The sequence below is a fragment of the Aliivibrio sifiae genome (assembly GCF_002954705.1).
GTDB classification, from domain to species: Bacteria; Pseudomonadota; Gammaproteobacteria; order Enterobacterales; family Vibrionaceae; genus Aliivibrio; species Aliivibrio sifiae_A.
The window spans coordinates 77,256-95,079 of the sequence record NZ_MSCO01000004.1; the positions used below are offsets into that span (position 1 = coordinate 77,256).

Consider the following 17,824-nt stretch of genomic DNA (forward strand, 5'->3'; position numbering starts at 1 on the left):
TATTCTTTTACTTACGCATTGGCGTAAATATCTCGTTCTCCTAACCAACGTAAAATTATGGCTTTGGCATTACTAGGGTAATTATCGTGTAAGTGACGAGCGATACGTTGCACTTCAGGAATTAAATGTTGGTCACGCACTAAATCTGCAATTTTAAAATCAGCCAGTCCTGTCTGTTTTGTTCCCAGTAATTCTCCCGGTCCTCGGATTTCTAAATCTCTTTGAGCAATTACAAAACCATCGTTACTTTCGCGCAGAACGCTTAAGCGCTTTTGAGCTGTTTTCGATAATGGGGAGTGATATAACAAAACACAATGGCTTGCAACTGAGCCTCGGCCCACTCGGCCACGTAATTGGTGTAATTGTGCTAAACCTAAACGTTCAGGATTCTCTATGATCATTAAGCTAGAATTTGGTACGTCAACGCCCACTTCAATAACCGTAGTAGCCACTAACAAGTGAAGCTTTCCTTCTTTAAATTCTTGCATGATTTGCTGTTTTTCTTTTGATTTCATTCGACCATGAACTAAACCAATATTCAACTCAGGTAGCTGTAAGCGTAATGCGTCAGCAGTATCTGAAGCCGCTTGTGCTTCAAGAACTTCAGAATCATCGATTAGAGTACAAACCCAGTACGCTTGTCGCCCATCGTTCATACAGGCATTTCTGACTTTATTGACGATTTCATCGCGTCTTGTGTCTGGTAAAGCGATGGTTTGAATTGGCGTTCGTCCTGGTGGAAGTTCATCAATCACGGAAGTTTCTAGGTCAGCATAGGCTGTCATTGCTAAGGTTCTTGGAATAGGGGTTGCAGTCATGATTAATTGATGTGGGTAAGCGCCATCTTTCTCGCCTTTCTCTCGTAGCTCTAAGCGTTGATCTACCCCAAAGCGATGTTGTTCATCAATAATGACTAAAGCAAGATGATGAAACTCAACGTGCTGTTGAAAGAGTGCGTGAGTGCCCACTATCATTTTCGCTTCACCATTGGCAATGCGAGCCAATTCTTTTTCTTTTGCTTTACCTGTCAGTTTGCCAGCTAACCAGCCAATGGGAATGCCCATGCTTTCAAACCAATTACCAAAGTTTACTGCGTGCTGCTCTGCTAATAATTCTGTGGGTGCCATTAAGACGACTTGATAGCCATGTTCAATCGCTTGTACGGCTGCTAGTGCGGCAACTAAGGTTTTACCTGAACCAACATCTCCCTGAACCAAGCGCATCATTGGGTGTGGTTTTGCTAAGTCTTGTTCTATTTCCGCTACAACACGTTGTTGAGCTCCTGTTGGAGTAAAAGGTAATTGAGCTAATAGTTTGTGCTTTAAATCTGTCACTGTTGCTAATGGTAAGGCATTTTCTTGTTGGCCTTTACTACGAACTGAAAGCATCGAAAGGTTTTGAGCCAATAATTCTTCCATAATTAAACGTTGTTGTGCAGGGTGTTTTCCTTCATCAAATGCATCAAGGTTAATTGAAGGATCTGGGCGATGAATAATATGCAAAGCTTGGTTGAGTGTAATTTGGTTGTTGTACAAACCTTGAGGTAATAACTCAGTAACGGCAGCTTTATCTAGTAATTCCAATGCTTGGTCGGTCAAACTACGTAGCGTGTTTTGACGTAAACCATCTGTGGTTGGATAGACTGGTGTTAACGTGGCTTCTATATCTAAAGATTTAGAAGGGGTGTGGAATTGATATTCGGGATGAACGATCTCTAAGCCATTTCCGCCACGTTTAATTTCACCATAGGCATGAACCACTTTTCCTTCGCTGAAACTATTTTTCATTCCAGCATTAAAATTAAAAAAGCGTAAGGTAATGGTTCCGTTGCCGTCGCTTATTTTGACTAACAGCATTTTCCGTTTACCAAATTGCATATCGCAGGACATCACTTTACCTTGAACGGCAGCAAATAAACCAGAATGAACTCGTGCCATTGGATAAACACGAGTTCTGTCTTCATAACGAAGAGGAAGGTGGAAAAGGAGATCTTGAATAGTGACCAACCCAATTTTTTCGAGCTTCTCTGCTACTTTGGCTCCAACACCAGAAAGGGAGGTTAATGGAATAGCAGAAAGCATTGCGTTGGTCATAGTGAATTTCCTAGAGTTAATCTCGCTTTAAAGCAAAGTGATGAAATTTTCGCCCTTGATAGGTCATTATACCTTTATCTCCAGGATTTAAAGCATGAAAATAATGAACGCCGATTTCAAATTCTCTTTTTGGCCCGAATTTACCTTTTTGTACGAATATCCAAAACTCTTGGTTTTCTTCTCCGGGTTGTGTATCTGGGATTTCGACTATTTGCTTATCTAGAATCGTTACCTCTGCTTTCATCTCGGGAGCGTTATCACCCAAAATAAATTTAGTTTGAAAGCGCTGGAATAATATCGCAGCAACCAAAATAAATACGAGCAAAAGAATAATATAAGTAACTGGCATGATTTTCCTTAAACTTGCGAGTATGTACGTAGTGGGTTGAGAGTGAGGGATAACGCTAAAAAGTCCTCGTCTTTTATTGCTCATCATTCTAACTTTTCTTTATCGATAGATAAGGAGTATTTGTTCAGTTTGTGCGGGTTTTCAGATTATTTTATCGATATTGTTTTGAGATCAAAAAAATCAAGTGTGAACTGGGATCTGGCTCGAATACTATTGACTCATTATCTCCTATCCTTTTATCTAGAAACTTAAAGCAATCTTAAGGATCAGTAAGAGAAATCGATGCGAGAGTGGTATAAAGTAGAAAAGAGACATTCAGAAAAAGATTAGGAGAGTGATATGTCTGATATTGATCTTGTTGTAAAACAAAGTCGAAAAATTGAATCTTTATTAAAGACACATTATCACGCAGAAGGAAAAGGACTTCATCAACTTATCACCAGTTGTGAGGAGCGTTTACCGCATGGAGTGATCGGGAAATTACGCTTTATTGCGACTATGAGGAATAAGGTAGTGCATGAAGAAGGGTATAGGTTGGAAGATAAATCGAGCTTCAAAGCAACATGCAATGAAATGAACGATATTTTAACACCAAGAGCAAGCCGTTTTTTATGGAAACTGGTTGGAGGGATTGTTTTGATTTCAACCTTGATATCTGTTGCTATCTATTTGATTCATTGGGATAACATTGTAAATTTATTTTAGACTTAAATTTTTAATATAAAAAAACGGACGCAAATGCGTCCGTTTTTTTATAGAAACTTATTTGAATGTATATTAGTACATCATTGGCAGAGTCATTAGTCCAACAACTACTGCGATCATCATAAGTCCTTGTTTTTGCGATGAAGTAATCATTACTATGCTCCTTTAATGTCTTCAATCATTGCTTGATAAATAGAATAACATCGTTTTTGGTTGTTGATCAAGTGTGTAATGATCAAAAGCTTAAAAAAATAACTTTTCTATGACAAAAGTAGCAGTCTGCTTGTTGGTTAAGGTGTGTTTTTGTCTGTTGGTATTGTGGTTTATTCTGTATTCTTTGTGTTAAATCAATATAAGCTATTGATTTTAATGTGTTTTTATGGATTTTTTATGGTTTAATAATTAAGCATATAGTTTGTTGGTGATTTTGCGCTTTAACCTTGCTATAGACTTCGAATTATACTTTTCTGTTTTTCATAAACTATATATTTATCTCTTTGTTACTAGTAATTGTATTATTAACTCATATAAGGTCATTTTTTTTATCTAAGTAGTATATTTAGAAGTGAACTTTAATGACTTTATTTTTATAAAATTAATATTTAAGGTTTTTATCTTATTGTTTTTTAATTTGTTTATTTTGATTATCTTTCTTTATGTTGCTGTTTGATAAAGCAGCAATTGTTTAACTACTTGTACTTTTGCTAAGTTGGTACTATTAGAGTGATTAATTAGCTCTTATTCTGAGGCTTATATGAAGTGTTTCAATGAATGAGATTGATCATAAAGGGAGGGTAATTCTTTTGTTATGCTATCTACTTCGTTTTTTAAAGAAGAATAAAGTATGAAACAAGATATCCATGGTCATGTCGTTCTAAATCTCTTATTGGACGCTCCTGAGCCTCTTTCTCGTTTAGCCCTAGAAGAGAAGATAGAAACAGAGTTTGGTAGTGATGTGTGTTTTCATACTTGCAGCCAGCAAGATTTAAGCTTAAACGAATTACTTGAGTTTCTTTTATCTAAAAGAAAGATCGTAGAAGTTGGTGCGGGTTTAACAGCAAACCCTGACCGTATGTGCAATCATTAATTTGCATACAAAAAAGGCCGCACTGATGCGGCCTTTTTTGTAACACGGGAGGTTATGCGTGCGAAAAGTAGCTTGTAATACCATCTAAGAGCATTTGTACTGAAATCATAAGTAATAACATTCCCATCAGTCTTTCTATTGCTGCTAAGCCCTTCTCTCCCACAATGCGCTGGAATAACTCTGAGAACATTAAAATAACTGTTGTTAAAGACCAAGCGCCTAATAACGCTAAACTCCAGTCAACCATACGATCTGGTTCTTGATGGGCAAGTAATAATAGTGTTGCTAGAATTGAAGGACCGGCAATCATCGGGATAGCTAAAGGTACGATTAAAGGTTCATCTCCAGCACCTAAGCTCGCTCCTAATCCTCCTTCTGGAGGGAAAATCATTTTTAAACCAATTAAAAATAGAATAATCGCACCCGAGATAGAAACCGCTTCTTTTTTCAAACTTAAGAAATTGAGTATCTGCTCTCCCATAAATAAGAATGCCATCATAATTGCAAGAGCGATCAATAATTCTCTAATTAAAATAATACGTCTTCGTTTCTTTTCGACATGTTTAAGGATGGAGGTAAAAACAGGTAAGTTACCCATTGGGTCCATGATTAGAAAAAGCATGACCGCAGCTGAAAGTGTTTCCATAAATGAGTACCAAAATTAAAATCATAAAAATAAGATAAGATCATAACATAGATAATTAATTGAAATAGGAGTAAGCATAATGTTGAGGCGTAAAAAAGGAGCTGTACATGCTCCTAATTGAATCATTTGATGAGGTGTTATTTATCCATCATATGTTTTTTTCTAATATCAAGTAGTGCAAAAACACCAAAGATAAGAATGGACCACTTCTCCCATCGACTCATTGATATTTTATCGCCAAAAGCACCAATGAAGATAAGCATTTGTAGACCGTGCATCATAAATAAAAATGCAGTTAGGATATAAAGTGCAATTGCCCCTTTTCCTGGAAATGGCATAAATAGGTTAAGTAATAGTATTAACCAAACGCCTCCAAGAGCGATTTTGGTTAGAATGATCAATCCTTTCATCTATTCCTCTCTTTCATATAATTTAAACGTAACCTGCCCAGCTGTTTTATCTCGATGTAAATGCCAATGAGCGGGTACGGGTAATGAGCTGAGTTCTTTTTCTGCTTCAATGTATATCATGGCATTTGCAGCTAACCATCCATTATTTTCTAATTTTGTTAGCGTTGCTTCTAATAAATCTTTTCTAAATGGAGGATCAATGAAAACCACATCAAATGGTGTTGCCGCTTTATCTAAAAAGGTAAGTGTATCGATATGGTGAAGTTCGATATTATCGGCTTTTAAGCTTTCTGCATTTTGCTTTAATTGAGAGTGTGCTTGTTTGTTTAATTCAAGCATGACTACTTTTTCTGCACCGCGAGATGCAGCCTCAAAACCTAAACCACCGCTGCCTGAAAACAGATCTAAACAACGAGCGCGAGGAATATCTGGCGCTAACCAGTTGAAAACTGTTTCTTTTATTCGGTCGGTTGTTGGTCTTAATCCTTCCGCATCATGTACTGGAAGTTTGCGTCCGCGCCAGCGTCCGCTGATAATACGAATGCTTCCAGAGCGACCATTTGTGCCAGAAGTGCGAGATGAATGTTGTTTACGTTTAAGCATAGATTTTTTGACCGCTCAGAAAGTGATAGTATACGAGAAAATGGTACCAATTTAATTCTAGGATTTCCCAATGACAGGCAAAAAGAAACGCGGATTATTGTCTTGGTTAGGTTTTGGTGATGAAGAAAAAGCCGAACAACCAACCGTAGAACAACAATCAGTAGAAAATACCGATACTCTTTCTCAAGCACCATCTCTAGAAGACAGCGCTGCAGAGAGTGTAGTGGAAGACGTTGAACTTGAACAGCGTAAAACTAATGAAGATTTAATAGAAAGCAACGATAGTGTTGTTGAGACTATTTCTGAAGAAGATGTAGAAAAAGTAGAAGAACCACTTGTTGAATTGAATACTGAGTCTGTAATAGAAGAAGTACAAGAAAAACCAACAGAAAGCTTTTTTGCTCGATTAAAACGTAGCTTACAACGCACTAAAGAAAATATTGGCGCAGGTTTCTTTGGTTTGTTCAGTGGTAAAAAAATAGATGATGATCTATTTGAAGAATTAGAAGAGCAGTTATTGATTGCTGATGTGGGTATGGATACCACGGTTAAAATCATTAATAGCTTAACGGAGAAAGCAAGCAAACGTGATTTAAAAGACGGTGAAGCTTTATATGGCCTATTAAAAGAAGAAATGGCTGAGATCCTAGTTAAAGTAGAAAAACCGTTAGAAATTGATGAAAAAAACATGCCTCACGTTATTTTAATGGTTGGGGTTAATGGCGTTGGAAAAACAACGACAATTGGTAAGTTAGCAAAACAATTCCAGAGTGATGGTAAATCAGTCATTTTAGCGGCGGGCGATACATTCCGTGCTGCTGCGGTTGAGCAACTTCAAGTATGGGGTCAACGTAACGATGTGCCAGTGATTGCACAACACACAGGAGCAGACAGTGCTTCGGTGATTTATGATGCAATTGAAGCGGCAAAAGCACGAAAAGTGGATGTTGTTATCGCAGATACTGCGGGTCGTCTCCAAAATAAGAGCAATTTAATGGAAGAATTGCGTAAAATCGTACGTGTAATGCAGAAGATTGACCCAACAGCACCGCATGAAGTGATGTTAACGCTTGATGCCGGTACGGGGCAAAATGCCATTAGCCAAGCCAAATTATTTAGTGATGTTGCGCCAGTAACTGGCATTACGTTAACTAAATTAGACGGTACAGCAAAAGGTGGTGTTATCTTCTCTATTGCCGATCAATTTCAAATTCCAATTCGTTATATTGGTGTTGGTGAAGGTATCGATGATTTACGTCCATTTGTGGCGCAAGATTTTATTGATGCACTGTTTAGTCGTGAGGAATAACGTGTGATTCGATTTCAGCAAGTATCAAAAGCCTATCGAGGTGGTCGCCCAGCATTACAAAAAGTGAACTTTCACCTTAATAGAGGTGAGATGGCTTTTTTAAGTGGTCATTCAGGTGCAGGTAAAAGTACCTTGCTGAAATTGATCTGTGCGATAGAGCGACCAAGTGATGGCAAGATTTTATTTAATGGTCATGACATCACTAAGATCTCCAATCAAGATATTCCCTTCTTACGTCGTAATATCGGGATTGTCTTTCAAGATCATAAATTATTAATGAATCGAACTGTATTTGATAACGTTGCATTGCCAATGCGTGTTGAATCGGTTCGTGAAAATGATATTAAACGTCGTGTGTCTGCTGCTTTGGATAAAACAGGTTTGTTAGATAAAGCTAAAAGTTACCCAATGCAGTTATCTGGTGGTGAACAACAGCGTGTTGGTATTGCTCGTGCTGTGGTTAATAAGCCAATGTTATTGTTAGCCGATGAGCCAACAGGTAATTTAGATCCTCAGTTATCTCGCCAAGTATTTAATTTATTTGCTGAGTTTAATCGAGTGGGAGTGAGTGTATTAATGGCGTCGCATGATTTGTCGTTAATTGGTGGTAATAAATACCGTCGTTTTGATTTGCACCAGGGTTGCTTGCGTGAGGTTTCTGATCATGGCTAAACGTAAACCAAAAAATACCCAAGGAGCATCAAGCGATGGTTTTTGGGCTACTCACAAAAAACAAGCAAAATTGTCTTTTCAAGAGTTGCTGCGTCGTCCTCTTGGTAATATGTTGACGTTAGCCGTAATTGCGATGTCACTCACTTTGCCATCGACTATGTATTTAGTTGGTAAAAATTTAACGATGGTTGCTTCTAAATGGCAAGCGCCTTCGCAAATAAGTTTGTATTTACAACAAGAGACGCCAGAATCAAAAGTAAAGAACTTACAATCTGAGCTAGAAGGGTGGAAAGAGATTGATGCTGTTCAATATATTTCACCGCAAGAAGGTTTGAATGAACTGAGTGAACATTCAGGATTCGAACAAGCGTTAACATTACTTGATACTAATCCACTACCATCAATATTGATTGTCTCTCCTAAAAGTGAGTGGCAAAGTACCGATAACGTAAATCAGTTAGTCAGCCGCCTTAAACTTCAATCTAATGTGAGTGAGGTGCGTTTAGACGATGATTGGCTGCAACGTTTAGATGCGATTAAACATGTAGCGGTAGTGGTTGCAACTACCTTGGCGATTTTGATGTTTATTGCTGTTTTCTTAATTGTGGGTAACACCCTACGCTTTAATGTATTAGAGCAAAAAGATGAAATACAAGTAATGAAATTGGTTGGCGCCACTAATACTTTTATTTTACGTCCATACTTATACACTGGAATGTGGTTTGGTTTGCTAGGCGGTTTCGTTGCTTGGTTATTGACCGCGATCATTACCGTAACGCTTAATGGGGCGGTAGATAATGTAGCCGTACTTTACGACAGTGTATTTCGATTGATTGGCCTAACATGGGATGAAAGCTTGTTATTGCTAATGTTATCGTCATTTTTAGGCTTATTAGCCGCTCGTATTTCAGTATTGCGTCATCTAAAAGAGATTGAGCCTGTTTAACAATAAAGATCATATCGACATTAACTAAGATCTTATGAGCCGTTAATTCATTGAATTAGCGGTTTTTTTGTATTCATTTTGTTAAAAATTGAACTTAGTTAACAGAATTTAGTCCATAAAGTGTGGATAATTTTCCGCCTTTCACTTGCAGTCTGTTTATTTTAAGTACATTATTGCAAGGTTAAGTTAAGTAACACCTAGATATAAATGGGGATTTGAATGTCGAAAGAGATGTATTCAATGGCTGCTATTTCACAAGATAGTGTAGATAGCTATCTGCGATCTGTTAATAGTTATCCGATGCTAACGGTAACAGAAGAACGTGAATTGGCTGAGCGTTTACACTACAAAGAAGAAATAGAAGCAGCGAAAGAGCTAATTTTATCTCATCTTCGTTTCGTCGTGCATGTTGCCCGTGGTTATTCTGGTTATGGCCTACCTTTAGCAGACCTTATCCAAGAAGGTAACGTTGGCTTAATGAAAGCGGTAAAACGTTTTAATCCAGAAGTGGGCGTTCGTTTGGTTTCTTTTGCTGTGCACTGGATTAAAGCTGAAATTCATGAATACGTATTAAGAAATTGGCGTATTGTGAAAGTAGCAACGACGAAAGCACAACGTAAACTGTTTTTTAACTTACGAAAGAATAAAAAACGTCTTGGTTGGTTTAATAATGGTGAAGTTGAAGCGGTTGCTAAAGATCTTGGTGTTGCGCCCTCAGAAGTGAGAGAGATGGAATCCCGCCTTGCTGCACAAGATTCTACGTTTGAAGCGCCAGCAGAAGATGATGACCGTGATATGGCCTTTACGGCGCCAGTTTACTATTTAGAAGATAAGCAGTCAGATGTTGCTCATTCTTTAGAGGAAGATAACTGGGAAGATTACACCAATAATCGTCTAGCGAGTGCAATTGCAACCTTAGACGATCGTAGTCAGCATATTGTACAATCTCGTTGGTTAGCTGATGAGAAGGTAACGTTGCAAGAATTAGCTGATACTTACCAAGTGTCTGCTGAACGTATTCGTCAACTTGAGAAGAATGCAATGAAAAAGCTAAAAGACGCCGTTGGTGATGTGTTTTAGTTAAATAGAATTCGATAGAAGGCTGATCTCGAAAGAGGTCAGCCTTTTTTTTATCTTAAATAATGGATCGAATTTTATATACTAGGATATTATTTCTTGTGTATAAGTAGGGAATTATCTGTTTAGATCTTACTATTTTTCTGATAATACTAGGGAAAACGGACGCTTGGCGCTAATATTTATATCCACACATTAAAAAGGATCTTTACTACATGTAGTGGATCGAATTCATTAAAAACACTTTATCAACGTAATCCACAAGCTTTTCCACAGGAGGTTGAAAAATGACCACTAAGTATTCTCGTTAAAAATAATGTGGATAATAAGTCTGTGAATAACTTTGTTTAACCCTTACATACTCTGTGTTTTTCTTGTGGTTAATCGAGAGTACAATGAATAAAAAATAGAGAGAAAGGCTCAAATGGAACAGTTTCAGCATATATCGGTCGAAGACGCACAAACAAAATTAATGAATCAAGATCTCAACGCAGTGATCGTTGATATTAGGGATCCTCAATCATTCAGCCGTGGGCATGTAGAGCGTGCTTTTCACTTAACTAACGATACTGTTGTGGAGTTAATGAATACCGTTGATTTTGAACAGCCAGTATTAGTGATGTGCTATCACGGTCACAGTAGCCAAGGTGCAGCGCAATACCTTATCAACCAAGGTTATGATGAGGTGTATAGTGTAGATGGTGGATTTGAAGGTTGGCATAAAGCAGGGTTGCCTGTGGAGAAATAAAATTATATGCAGAGATTAATGGCATTATCTAACCCAAGAGCAGGGCAAGCGTTTATTGATTATATGGCTTCTCGTCAAATTGATATTCGTATGATGCCGGAAGGCGAGGGACAATTTGCGTTATGGGTTGTGTCTGATGATACGTATTTATTAGAGGTTGAATCAGAGCTACAAGCTTTTTTGAATAACCCTAATGATACTAAATATCAGTCTGCATCATGGGAAATGGCAGATACCCGAACGGCTAAATTTACTTATGGCTCTCCAAATCTGCTTAAGATGATCAAAGTCAAAGCTGGTGCTTTTACTTTGTTGGTCATGGTTGCTTGTATTGTTATTTTTGCTTTACAGCAATTAGGTTGGAATAATTCGATTTTCCAAGCGCTACATTTCCCCGCATATCAAGGGCAAAGTATCGAGGTGTGGCGTTGGTTCTCTCATGCATTACTTCACTTCTCTGCAACCCATATTATTTTTAATTTATTGTGGTGGTGGCAACTTGGTGGTGATATTGAACTGCGGCTAGGTAAGACAAAACTTGTTCAGTTATTTTTGTTTTCCGCTCTGTTTTCTGGTTTAGGTCAATTCTGGATTGAGGGGGCTAATTTTGGCGGCTTATCAGGGGTTGTATATGCGTTACTTGGCTATTCTTGGTTTATTGGTTGGTTAGCGCCAGAGAAAGGTATTTCAGTCTCTAAACCTATCGTTGGTTTTATGTTAGTGTGGTTGATCTTAGGGTATGTTCAGCCATTTATGGCGATTGCGAATACAGCGCATCTTGCAGGATTAATTACGGGGTGCGCGATTGCATTTATTGATAGCAAGTTGAAGAAAGCGTAGCCACAGAGCCATCTCTAGAAAATGAGCGAGGTAGAAATACGTCGCTCATTTTTATTTCTGGTTTTAGTTTTTTTATTGATAAATATACTTAGTAAAAAGTAAATCTACGGCTAAGGTTTTTCCTGTTTCAGTTAATAAAACTTCATTGATTGCTGTTAAGCACTCTTTTCGGATCTCTTCTCGACCAGCCAGTGATTTAATGCGTTGCTCTGGTTGTTGACCAAGAACTTCGACTAATGCATTTCTGATTTGTGGGTTATGGTGTTCTAAGTTTGGTAACTCACGGTTATCTGCCACTAGAATATCAACTCGAACTTGAATGTAGCCGAGTTTTTTTCCTTTCGTGACAAAGTTGGTTGTTAAGTCCGGTGCCAAAGTAAAGTAGCCCATTTGAGGGGCCGCGTCTTCTTCTGCAAAAACAGCAGGAGAAAAAAGTTGGCTAATAATTAGCAGCAACCCTACAAATAATGATTTCTTTGTCATTTTCTAATCCATTCGTCAGTCAATTTATTATATTACTTGTTACAATAGTCGGCCGTTGTGAGAAAAAATTAACCGTAATCTCTCAATTTAATCGATATATGTGAGAGATGTTATAGAGAATATGTCAGAGATCAATTCTTGGTGTGCTTCTGTGCTTAAAAAAGTACGGTGGCAAGATGCCGATACCTTTGAGTGTCATAATGAATGGCAGCAATACTGGCTGCTTGGATTAGATTCATTATCACGCCGTTTAGAGCAACATTGCCAATTGTTGTCTGTATCGGTATTAGATAATACACACGTGAGCCCAGACACATTAACCGAAGTGGAATTAGATCTTCTTGGTAATGAAGTATGTTTACGTCGAAAAGTGATTTTAAAGGGAGATCTAGAGTCGTGGGTATATGGTAGAACATTAATTCCATTGTCATCACTTCAAGACCAACCACACGATTTGACTCGTCAAGGTCACGTACCATTAGGTATTACTGTTTTTAGTGCTCAAAGTGCACACAGAGATAAGCTGCAAGTTGGAAAGATTGAAACAGAGAAAGGAATGCTATTTGCTCGACGTTCTCGTTTATGGATGAATGAAAAACCTATGTTGGTAGCGGAATTATTTTTACCTAGCGCACCTATTTACTCAAAGGAAATTGAATAATGACCACGTCAAAAGCACAAGCGTTTTGGCAATTAACTCGAATGAATCGTCCTATCGGTTCTTTATTGCTTTTATGGCCAACGCTGTGGGCATTGTTTTTGGCTGCAGATGGGCTACCTGATTGGCATGTATTGATTGTATTCGTATTGGGCGTTTTATTTATGCGTTCTGCTGGGTGTGTAATTAATGATTTTGCTGATCGTAAAGTGGATGGTCATGTAAAGCGTACCGCTAATCGTCCATTGCCTTCTGGATTAATCTCATCAAAAGAAGCATTAACGCTTTTTGCTGTTTTAGTGGTGTGTTCATTTTTATTGGTGTTAACCATGAACACATTGACGATTATGCTTTCTGGGATTGGTATCGTTCTTGCTGTTGCCTATCCTTTTATGAAGCGAGTGACGTATTTACCTCAGTTTGTTCTTGGCTTGGCATTTAGTTGGGCGATTCCAATGGCGTACGCAGCAGAATCCAATCAAGTGCCCCCAGAGGCGTGGCTGCTGTTTGTGATTAACGCATTATGGACTATTGCTTATGATACTCAGTATGCAATGGTGGATAGAGACGATGACCTAAAGATTGGCATTAAATCAACTGCGATATTATTTGGTCGTTTCGATAAGCTCATCATAGGCCTACTGCAATTAAGCGTATTGACGTTATTGATTGTTCTTGGCTCTGAGTTAGCACTTTCAAGTGTGTATTATTGGGGAGTGTTAGCGGCGGCTGGCTTTTTTGTTTATCAACAATGGTTGATTAAAGGCCGCGAAAGAGATGCTTGTTTTAAAGCGTTTTTAAATAATAATTATGTCGGTGGTTTAGTGTTTGTTGCCATTAGTGCAAGCGTTCTGATTTAACTTATCTTCGTATATTAAAAAGAAAAGCCAGTATGAGCGTTTCAATAAGAAATGTCATACTGGCTTTTTTGTATCTAATTATTGGTATTAGTCTTCTTTATTCATAACCGCTTGGATTGTTAATTTAATCTCAGGACTTAATAATTTCGATATGTCGTGTGCGAATGGTGCAACTTTTTCAAGTACAGCGTTTCCGTCACTATCTAGATAGCCTTCGGTTTTTAAACTGTTAAACAAGATACCAAAAACGCCTTTGTCGAAGAACTCTGGAGCATTGATACCATGTAAACGACTTAGACGCTGAGCCATGATCTGGCTTTGCTCTTCTAATTCGCTTTTATCTAATTCAGGCGACGCTTGCAGGTGCGTAAGAGCAATTGCGTAGCGCTGTAGTGTTTCTGAAATAGTGTGAGCTAATAGGTGAAGCTTACGAATATTAGTCGAGTTAAGTTGTAACAGCCCATTTTCTTGCATTATCAACTTTTGACGAACCAATTCTTCAATATGTAGATTCACAACATCACTTAACTCATCTTGACCATAATGCAAAAATAATTCTGCTTTTAAGAATGGATAGATTTGTTGAATTTGTCGTTGAATATTCTCTACAGAAATAGAACGAGATTGCACCACTAATTTTGCAATTAATGATGGTAATGCAAATAGATGAATAATGTTATTACGGTAATAGGTCATCAGGATAGATTGGTTTCTATCTAATGAGATTATTTCGCCTAACGTATCTTTCTCTATAACGAACTTATCTAAAGCAATAGCATGTTTTAAGAGTGCTTCTGCATTTTCTGATGGCACTGTTGCTGTGTTTGAATAAGGAATATTACGAAGTAGCTGTAAATAACAGTCTAATTGTTCAGTAAGATCTTCTTTACTTAGTGCACGTTGACGAGCAGCGAGTAAAGCGGTTGCACATAAGGTTAATGCATTGGCCGCCGCAGCATCATTAATGTGCGTCATCATCTTATTCGCAATGCCATTAACGACTGGTGTCATCCATTCTGGTTTCTGTGGTTCAATTGGATTAATTGATTCAGACCAGTTTGGTGCGTGCTCATTTAAGTAATGATTTAAAGAGATTGGCTCACCAAAGTTTACATAGCCTTGGCCAAAGTTGCGTAGTTTTCTAAGTGTACGTAATACTTGCCCGGCATTCTCTTTTTCTTTGCGCTTACCTTGCAGTTCTTTAGCGTAAGTGGTCACTTCCATAACGTGTTCATAGCCAATGTATACAGGCACAAGAGTTACAGGGCGATTTAAGCCACGTAACATTGCTTGTACTGTCATTGCTAACATACCGGTTTTTGCTTCTAATAAGCGACCTGTACGTGAACGCCCACCTTCACTGAAATATTCCACAGAATAACCTTTAGCAAAAAGCTCTGCTAAATATTCACGGAAAATCGTTGAATAAAGACGGTTGCCTTTAAAGCTACGACGAATAAAGAAAGCACCGCCACGACGGAAGATTGGTCCTGCTGGGAAGAAGTTTAAGTTAATACCGGCCGCAATATGTGGTGGAACTAATCCTTCATGATAAAGCACATAGGAAAGTAACAAGTAATCCATGTGGCTACGATGACAAGGAACATAAACAATCTCGTGACCTTCTTGTGCTAATTTACGCACTGTCGCCGCGTTATTGATGTTTAAGCCTTGGTATAAGCGGTTCCATAACCATTTAAGTAGGCGATTACCATTTTTAATTAATGAGTAAGAGAAGTTAGTTGCGATTTCTTCCATGATGCTCATGGCTTCTTTACGAACTTTTTCTACTTCCACATTGCGTATTTTTGCTTCTTCTAAAATTACTTTTTCTATCGCTTGAGATTTTAATAAGCGATTAAAGAGTGCTTGGCGATTAGGAAGATTAGGTCCTGACGCTGCTAACTTTTGACGAGAAAAGTGAATTTTCGCTACACGAGCCAGTTTATGAGCAATAGCCTCATCTGAACCGTGATTGTCAGCCATGTAACGTAAAGATACGACTGGGCTAATACGCACTGTAGAATCACGACCGGCTTTAATTAGCGTGATGAATTTTTCCGGTCCATTAAGTGGCATTAAATGAGGTTTACTCGTGCCTTCTTTACCTGGTTTTCTTCCCCATAAAATAGATGTAGGGATCAGTTGGAAATCAGCGTCTTTATTTTCTTCGTGATGCTTTAGAACTATTTTAAATAGATCTAATGATTCTTGCGGTAGGTCTTCATCGGTATCGAACATTTTTGGTCCGATAGAGGTGAATACATAGCGCGGGTATTCAACCCCGTCTATTTCAAGTGGAGAAAGAGGGTCCGGTAATCCTAATTCTAACGCGCTTTTTTGTAGTGTCAGCAAATCAACATGCGAGCGAAATGGCAGCGCATAAATGATTGGTCGCTCAAGATCGATCTTAAGGTCTTCAATTGGATTTGATGGAATTGAGCTACTCTTCACCATTACCGATAGCGGTAATTTTAGCAAAGAATGATAAATAGTTTGTCCTGTAGACATAATGACAATAACGCCTTAGTTATGTACCGAGCAGTCGGTTATATATAGATGCTTACAATTTGTTGGCAAGAATAGCAGAACTGGTCAAACCTTTTAATAGAAATGAACACATAATCCCCAATAGTACGACTAATATGACAGAAAAGAGGCTCAGTTTGTCTTATTTTTAATCAGTAGGTCTTTCAAAGCATAGCACAGCTGTATATACTCACAGTTAACTGTATAAACAAACAGGTGAGTTATGAAGCCACTAACGGCAAGACAGCAAGAAGTCTTTGAGCTAATCAAAGCAAAAATTGATGACACTGGAATGCCACCGACACGTGCAGAGATTGCTCGTGAGTTGGGGTTTCGTTCAGCTAATGCGGCAGAAGAGCATTTAAAAGCCCTTGCTCGTAAGCAAGTTATCGAAATTATTCCTGGCGCCTCTCGAGGCATCCGTATTCTTTTACAAGAAGCTGAAAATGAAGAGCTTGGCGTACCTTTGATTGGTCAAGTCGCTGCGGGTGAGCCTATTCTTGCTCAAGAGCATGTAGAGAGCCATTACCAAGTTGATCCTGGTATGTTTAAACCACAAGCTGATTTCTTGTTACGAGTAAACGGCGAGAGCATGAAGAACATTGGTATTATGGATGGTGATTTACTCGCGGTGCATAAGACTCAAGATGTTCGCGATGGGCAGGTTGTTGTCGCTAGAGTCGATGATGATGTAACTGTTAAACGTTTAGAGCGAAAAGGTTCTATGGTTTTTCTTCATGCAGAGAACGAAGAGTTCTCACCAATTGAAGTAGATTTAACCTCACAAAGTTTAAGTATTGAAGGTCTTGCTGTCGGTGTTATCCGTAGTACGACATGGATGTGATCTAAAAACTAAGAGAATAGCCTGAGTTATTTCTTAGGAAGTTATTATTAAATTGTCATTATCGCTTGTTGTGGTGAAATAGCGCTTTACAAGTGGTAATGATAGTTATTATCATCTAATTTCTTTCATAGGAGATGATAATGACACAGCTCGGCCATAAAGTTCCTTCTCGCTTACTTCAACCTCTTTGGTTGAGAAGTCGCGAAAGTATGATCGACAATGGGTTAATTTATGATCCTATCGCTGCTGCTGCATGTCGACATTGCCACCTTTCTTCTGAATGTCTTTCTGGAGATATCGATCAAAAGCAACTATTACACGCTACTCTCACTGTCCAATGTGACCAGCAAGTATCTCAATTCCTTAAACGCCATCCTTCGGGTTGGGTCGTTAATGTTGGTGCAGGATTGGATACCCGATTTTATCGTTTGGATAATGGTCGATGTCATTGGCTTGAATTAGATATCAATGAAAACCTTCTTTGGCGTCAAAAGCTGTTTCATACCAATGAGCGTTATTACTTACGCTGTGGTTCTGCGACGGAAGACAGTTGGGTTGATAACCTCCCTGTTCCTAATGAAGTACCTTTAATGATTGTTTGCGAGCATGCCTTACTAGAGTGTAATGAAATACAATTAGCTAAATTTATTCAATTACTAGGTCGCCGCTTTCATCATGCTGAAGCACTATTCGTAGTGGCGGGTGATCGTTGTAATACTATGATAGGCAAAAAGCTTGGTTGCATTGAATATAAGCACGGATTGCATCAACCTAAACAACATTTTACAGGTTGGTTACCGTGGATAGACTGTTTATCAGTCAAATCACCTATTGAGCATGATTGTGGAAGATGGAAAGTATGGCAGCGATGGTTAGTTAAATTTCCATTATTTAAACATCGTGTTACTCCATTGCTAATTCATATGAATTGGTAATTATGTAATACGGTATAGCTAAGCAATAAA

Annotated in this window: 19 protein-coding genes; 12 read left to right on the forward strand and 7 right to left on the reverse strand. The window is 38.3% G+C overall.

All coding sequences use genetic code 11. The features are described 5' to 3' along the window. Nucleotides 1–11 precede the first annotated feature (11 nt). Together recG and BTO22_RS19690 are read right to left on the reverse strand one after the other, a co-directional pair. Entirely contained in the window at nt 12–2,093 is a 2,082-nt protein-coding gene (gene recG, locus BTO22_RS19685) for an ATP-dependent DNA helicase RecG (RefSeq protein ID WP_105056952.1), read from the reverse strand. 16 nt (nt 2,094–2,109) lie between these two features. Beyond that, nucleotides 2,110–2,442: a DUF2500 domain-containing protein gene (locus tag BTO22_RS19690; protein WP_105056953.1), complete on the reverse strand. Its 333-nt coding sequence runs from the start codon at nt 2,440–2,442 to the stop codon at nt 2,110–2,112. A gap of 339 nt (nt 2,443–2,781) precedes the next feature. On the opposite strand from BTO22_RS19690, the gene BTO22_RS19695 reads away from it, so the two are divergent. Next, on the forward strand, nt 2,782–3,147 hold the full coding sequence (locus BTO22_RS19695; RefSeq protein WP_105056954.1) for a DUF4145 domain-containing protein: 366 nt from the start codon (nt 2,782–2,784) through the stop codon (nt 3,145–3,147). 844 nt (nt 3,148–3,991) lie between these two features. After that, the gene (locus BTO22_RS19705) at nt 3,992–4,234 is read left to right on the forward strand and encodes a YecH family metal-binding protein (protein ID WP_105056955.1); all 243 of its coding nucleotides are present in this window, start codon (nt 3,992–3,994) and stop codon (nt 4,232–4,234) included. Nucleotides 4,235–4,286: 52 nt separating this feature from the next. Here BTO22_RS19705 and BTO22_RS19710 read toward each other — a convergent pair whose 3' ends face one another. The 3 genes from BTO22_RS19710 to rsmD all read right to left on the reverse strand — a co-directional run bounded on the left by BTO22_RS19710 (nt 4,287) and on the right by rsmD (nt 5,893). Beyond that, on the reverse strand, nt 4,287–4,880 hold the full coding sequence (locus BTO22_RS19710; protein ID WP_105056956.1) for a YhgN family NAAT transporter: 594 nt from the start codon (nt 4,878–4,880) through the stop codon (nt 4,287–4,289). Nucleotides 4,881–5,017: 137 nt separating this feature from the next. Beyond that, nucleotides 5,018–5,290: a DUF1145 domain-containing protein gene (locus tag BTO22_RS19715; protein WP_105056957.1), complete on the reverse strand. Its 273-nt coding sequence runs from the start codon at nt 5,288–5,290 to the stop codon at nt 5,018–5,020. Next, on the reverse strand, nt 5,291–5,893 hold the full coding sequence (gene rsmD, locus BTO22_RS19720) for a 16S rRNA (guanine(966)-N(2))-methyltransferase RsmD (RefSeq protein WP_105056958.1): 603 nt from the start codon (nt 5,891–5,893) through the stop codon (nt 5,291–5,293). Nucleotides 5,894–5,963: 70 nt separating this feature from the next. On the opposite strand from rsmD, the gene ftsY reads away from it, so the two are divergent. From ftsY to glpG, 6 genes are all read left to right on the forward strand, one after another. Next, a complete protein-coding gene (gene ftsY / locus BTO22_RS19725) occupies nt 5,964–7,202 on the forward strand; it encodes a signal recognition particle-docking protein FtsY (protein WP_105056959.1) in 1,239 nt (412 codons plus the stop codon). Nucleotides 7,203–7,205: 3 nt separating this feature from the next. Beyond that, on the forward strand, nt 7,206–7,874 hold the full coding sequence (gene ftsE, locus BTO22_RS19730; RefSeq protein ID WP_060993993.1) for a cell division ATP-binding protein FtsE: 669 nt from the start codon (nt 7,206–7,208) through the stop codon (nt 7,872–7,874). After that, nucleotides 7,867–8,820, forward strand: coding sequence for a permease-like cell division protein FtsX (gene ftsX, locus BTO22_RS19735; RefSeq protein WP_105056960.1), 954 nt, complete (start codon nt 7,867–7,869; stop codon nt 8,818–8,820). Before ftsE ends, ftsX begins: the two co-directional genes overlap by 8 nt. Nucleotides 8,821–9,039: 219 nt before the next feature. Continuing rightward, on the forward strand, nt 9,040–9,900 hold the full coding sequence (rpoH, locus tag BTO22_RS19740) for an RNA polymerase sigma factor RpoH (RefSeq protein ID WP_060993991.1): 861 nt from the start codon (nt 9,040–9,042) through the stop codon (nt 9,898–9,900). Nucleotides 9,901–10,321: 421 nt separating this feature from the next. Beyond that, the gene (gene glpE, locus BTO22_RS19745) at nt 10,322–10,645 is read left to right on the forward strand and encodes a thiosulfate sulfurtransferase GlpE (protein ID WP_105056961.1); all 324 of its coding nucleotides are present in this window, start codon (nt 10,322–10,324) and stop codon (nt 10,643–10,645) included. A 6-nt stretch (nt 10,646–10,651) separates the two neighbouring features. Continuing rightward, nucleotides 10,652–11,485, forward strand: coding sequence for a rhomboid family intramembrane serine protease GlpG (gene glpG / locus BTO22_RS19750; RefSeq protein ID WP_105056962.1), 834 nt, complete (start codon nt 10,652–10,654; stop codon nt 11,483–11,485). A 72-nt stretch (nt 11,486–11,557) separates the two neighbouring features. Here the strand turns inward: glpG and BTO22_RS19755 are convergent, their stop codons facing one another. Next, the gene (locus BTO22_RS19755) at nt 11,558–11,968 is read right to left on the reverse strand and encodes a flagellar basal body-associated protein FliL (RefSeq protein ID WP_105056963.1); all 411 of its coding nucleotides are present in this window, start codon (nt 11,966–11,968) and stop codon (nt 11,558–11,560) included. A 121-nt stretch (nt 11,969–12,089) separates the two neighbouring features. On the opposite strand from BTO22_RS19755, the gene BTO22_RS19760 reads away from it, so the two are divergent. Together BTO22_RS19760 and ubiA are read left to right on the forward strand one after the other, a co-directional pair. After that, entirely contained in the window at nt 12,090–12,629 is a 540-nt protein-coding gene (locus BTO22_RS19760) for a chorismate lyase (RefSeq protein WP_060993987.1), read from the forward strand. Beyond that, a complete protein-coding gene (ubiA, locus tag BTO22_RS19765; protein WP_061005457.1) occupies nt 12,629–13,486 on the forward strand; it encodes a 4-hydroxybenzoate octaprenyltransferase in 858 nt (285 codons plus the stop codon). The genes BTO22_RS19760 and ubiA overlap by 1 nt, the downstream gene beginning before the upstream one ends. Nucleotides 13,487–13,573: 87 nt before the next feature. On the opposite strand, the gene plsB is transcribed toward ubiA, so the two are convergent. After that, entirely contained in the window at nt 13,574–15,997 is a 2,424-nt protein-coding gene (plsB, locus tag BTO22_RS19770) for a glycerol-3-phosphate 1-O-acyltransferase PlsB (protein ID WP_060993985.1), read from the reverse strand. Between the two features lie 241 nt (nt 15,998–16,238). Here plsB and lexA point away from each other — a divergent pair, with 241 nt between their 5' ends. Together lexA and BTO22_RS19780 are read left to right on the forward strand one after the other, a co-directional pair. Further along, entirely contained in the window at nt 16,239–16,859 is a 621-nt protein-coding gene (lexA, locus tag BTO22_RS19775; protein WP_060993984.1) for a transcriptional repressor LexA, read from the forward strand. A gap of 140 nt (nt 16,860–16,999) precedes the next feature. Beyond that, nucleotides 17,000–17,794 (forward strand): class I SAM-dependent methyltransferase, encoded by a 795-nt coding sequence (locus BTO22_RS19780; RefSeq protein WP_060993983.1) that lies wholly within the window; start codon nt 17,000–17,002, stop codon nt 17,792–17,794. The last annotated feature ends 30 nt before the right edge of the window (nt 17,795–17,824 follow it).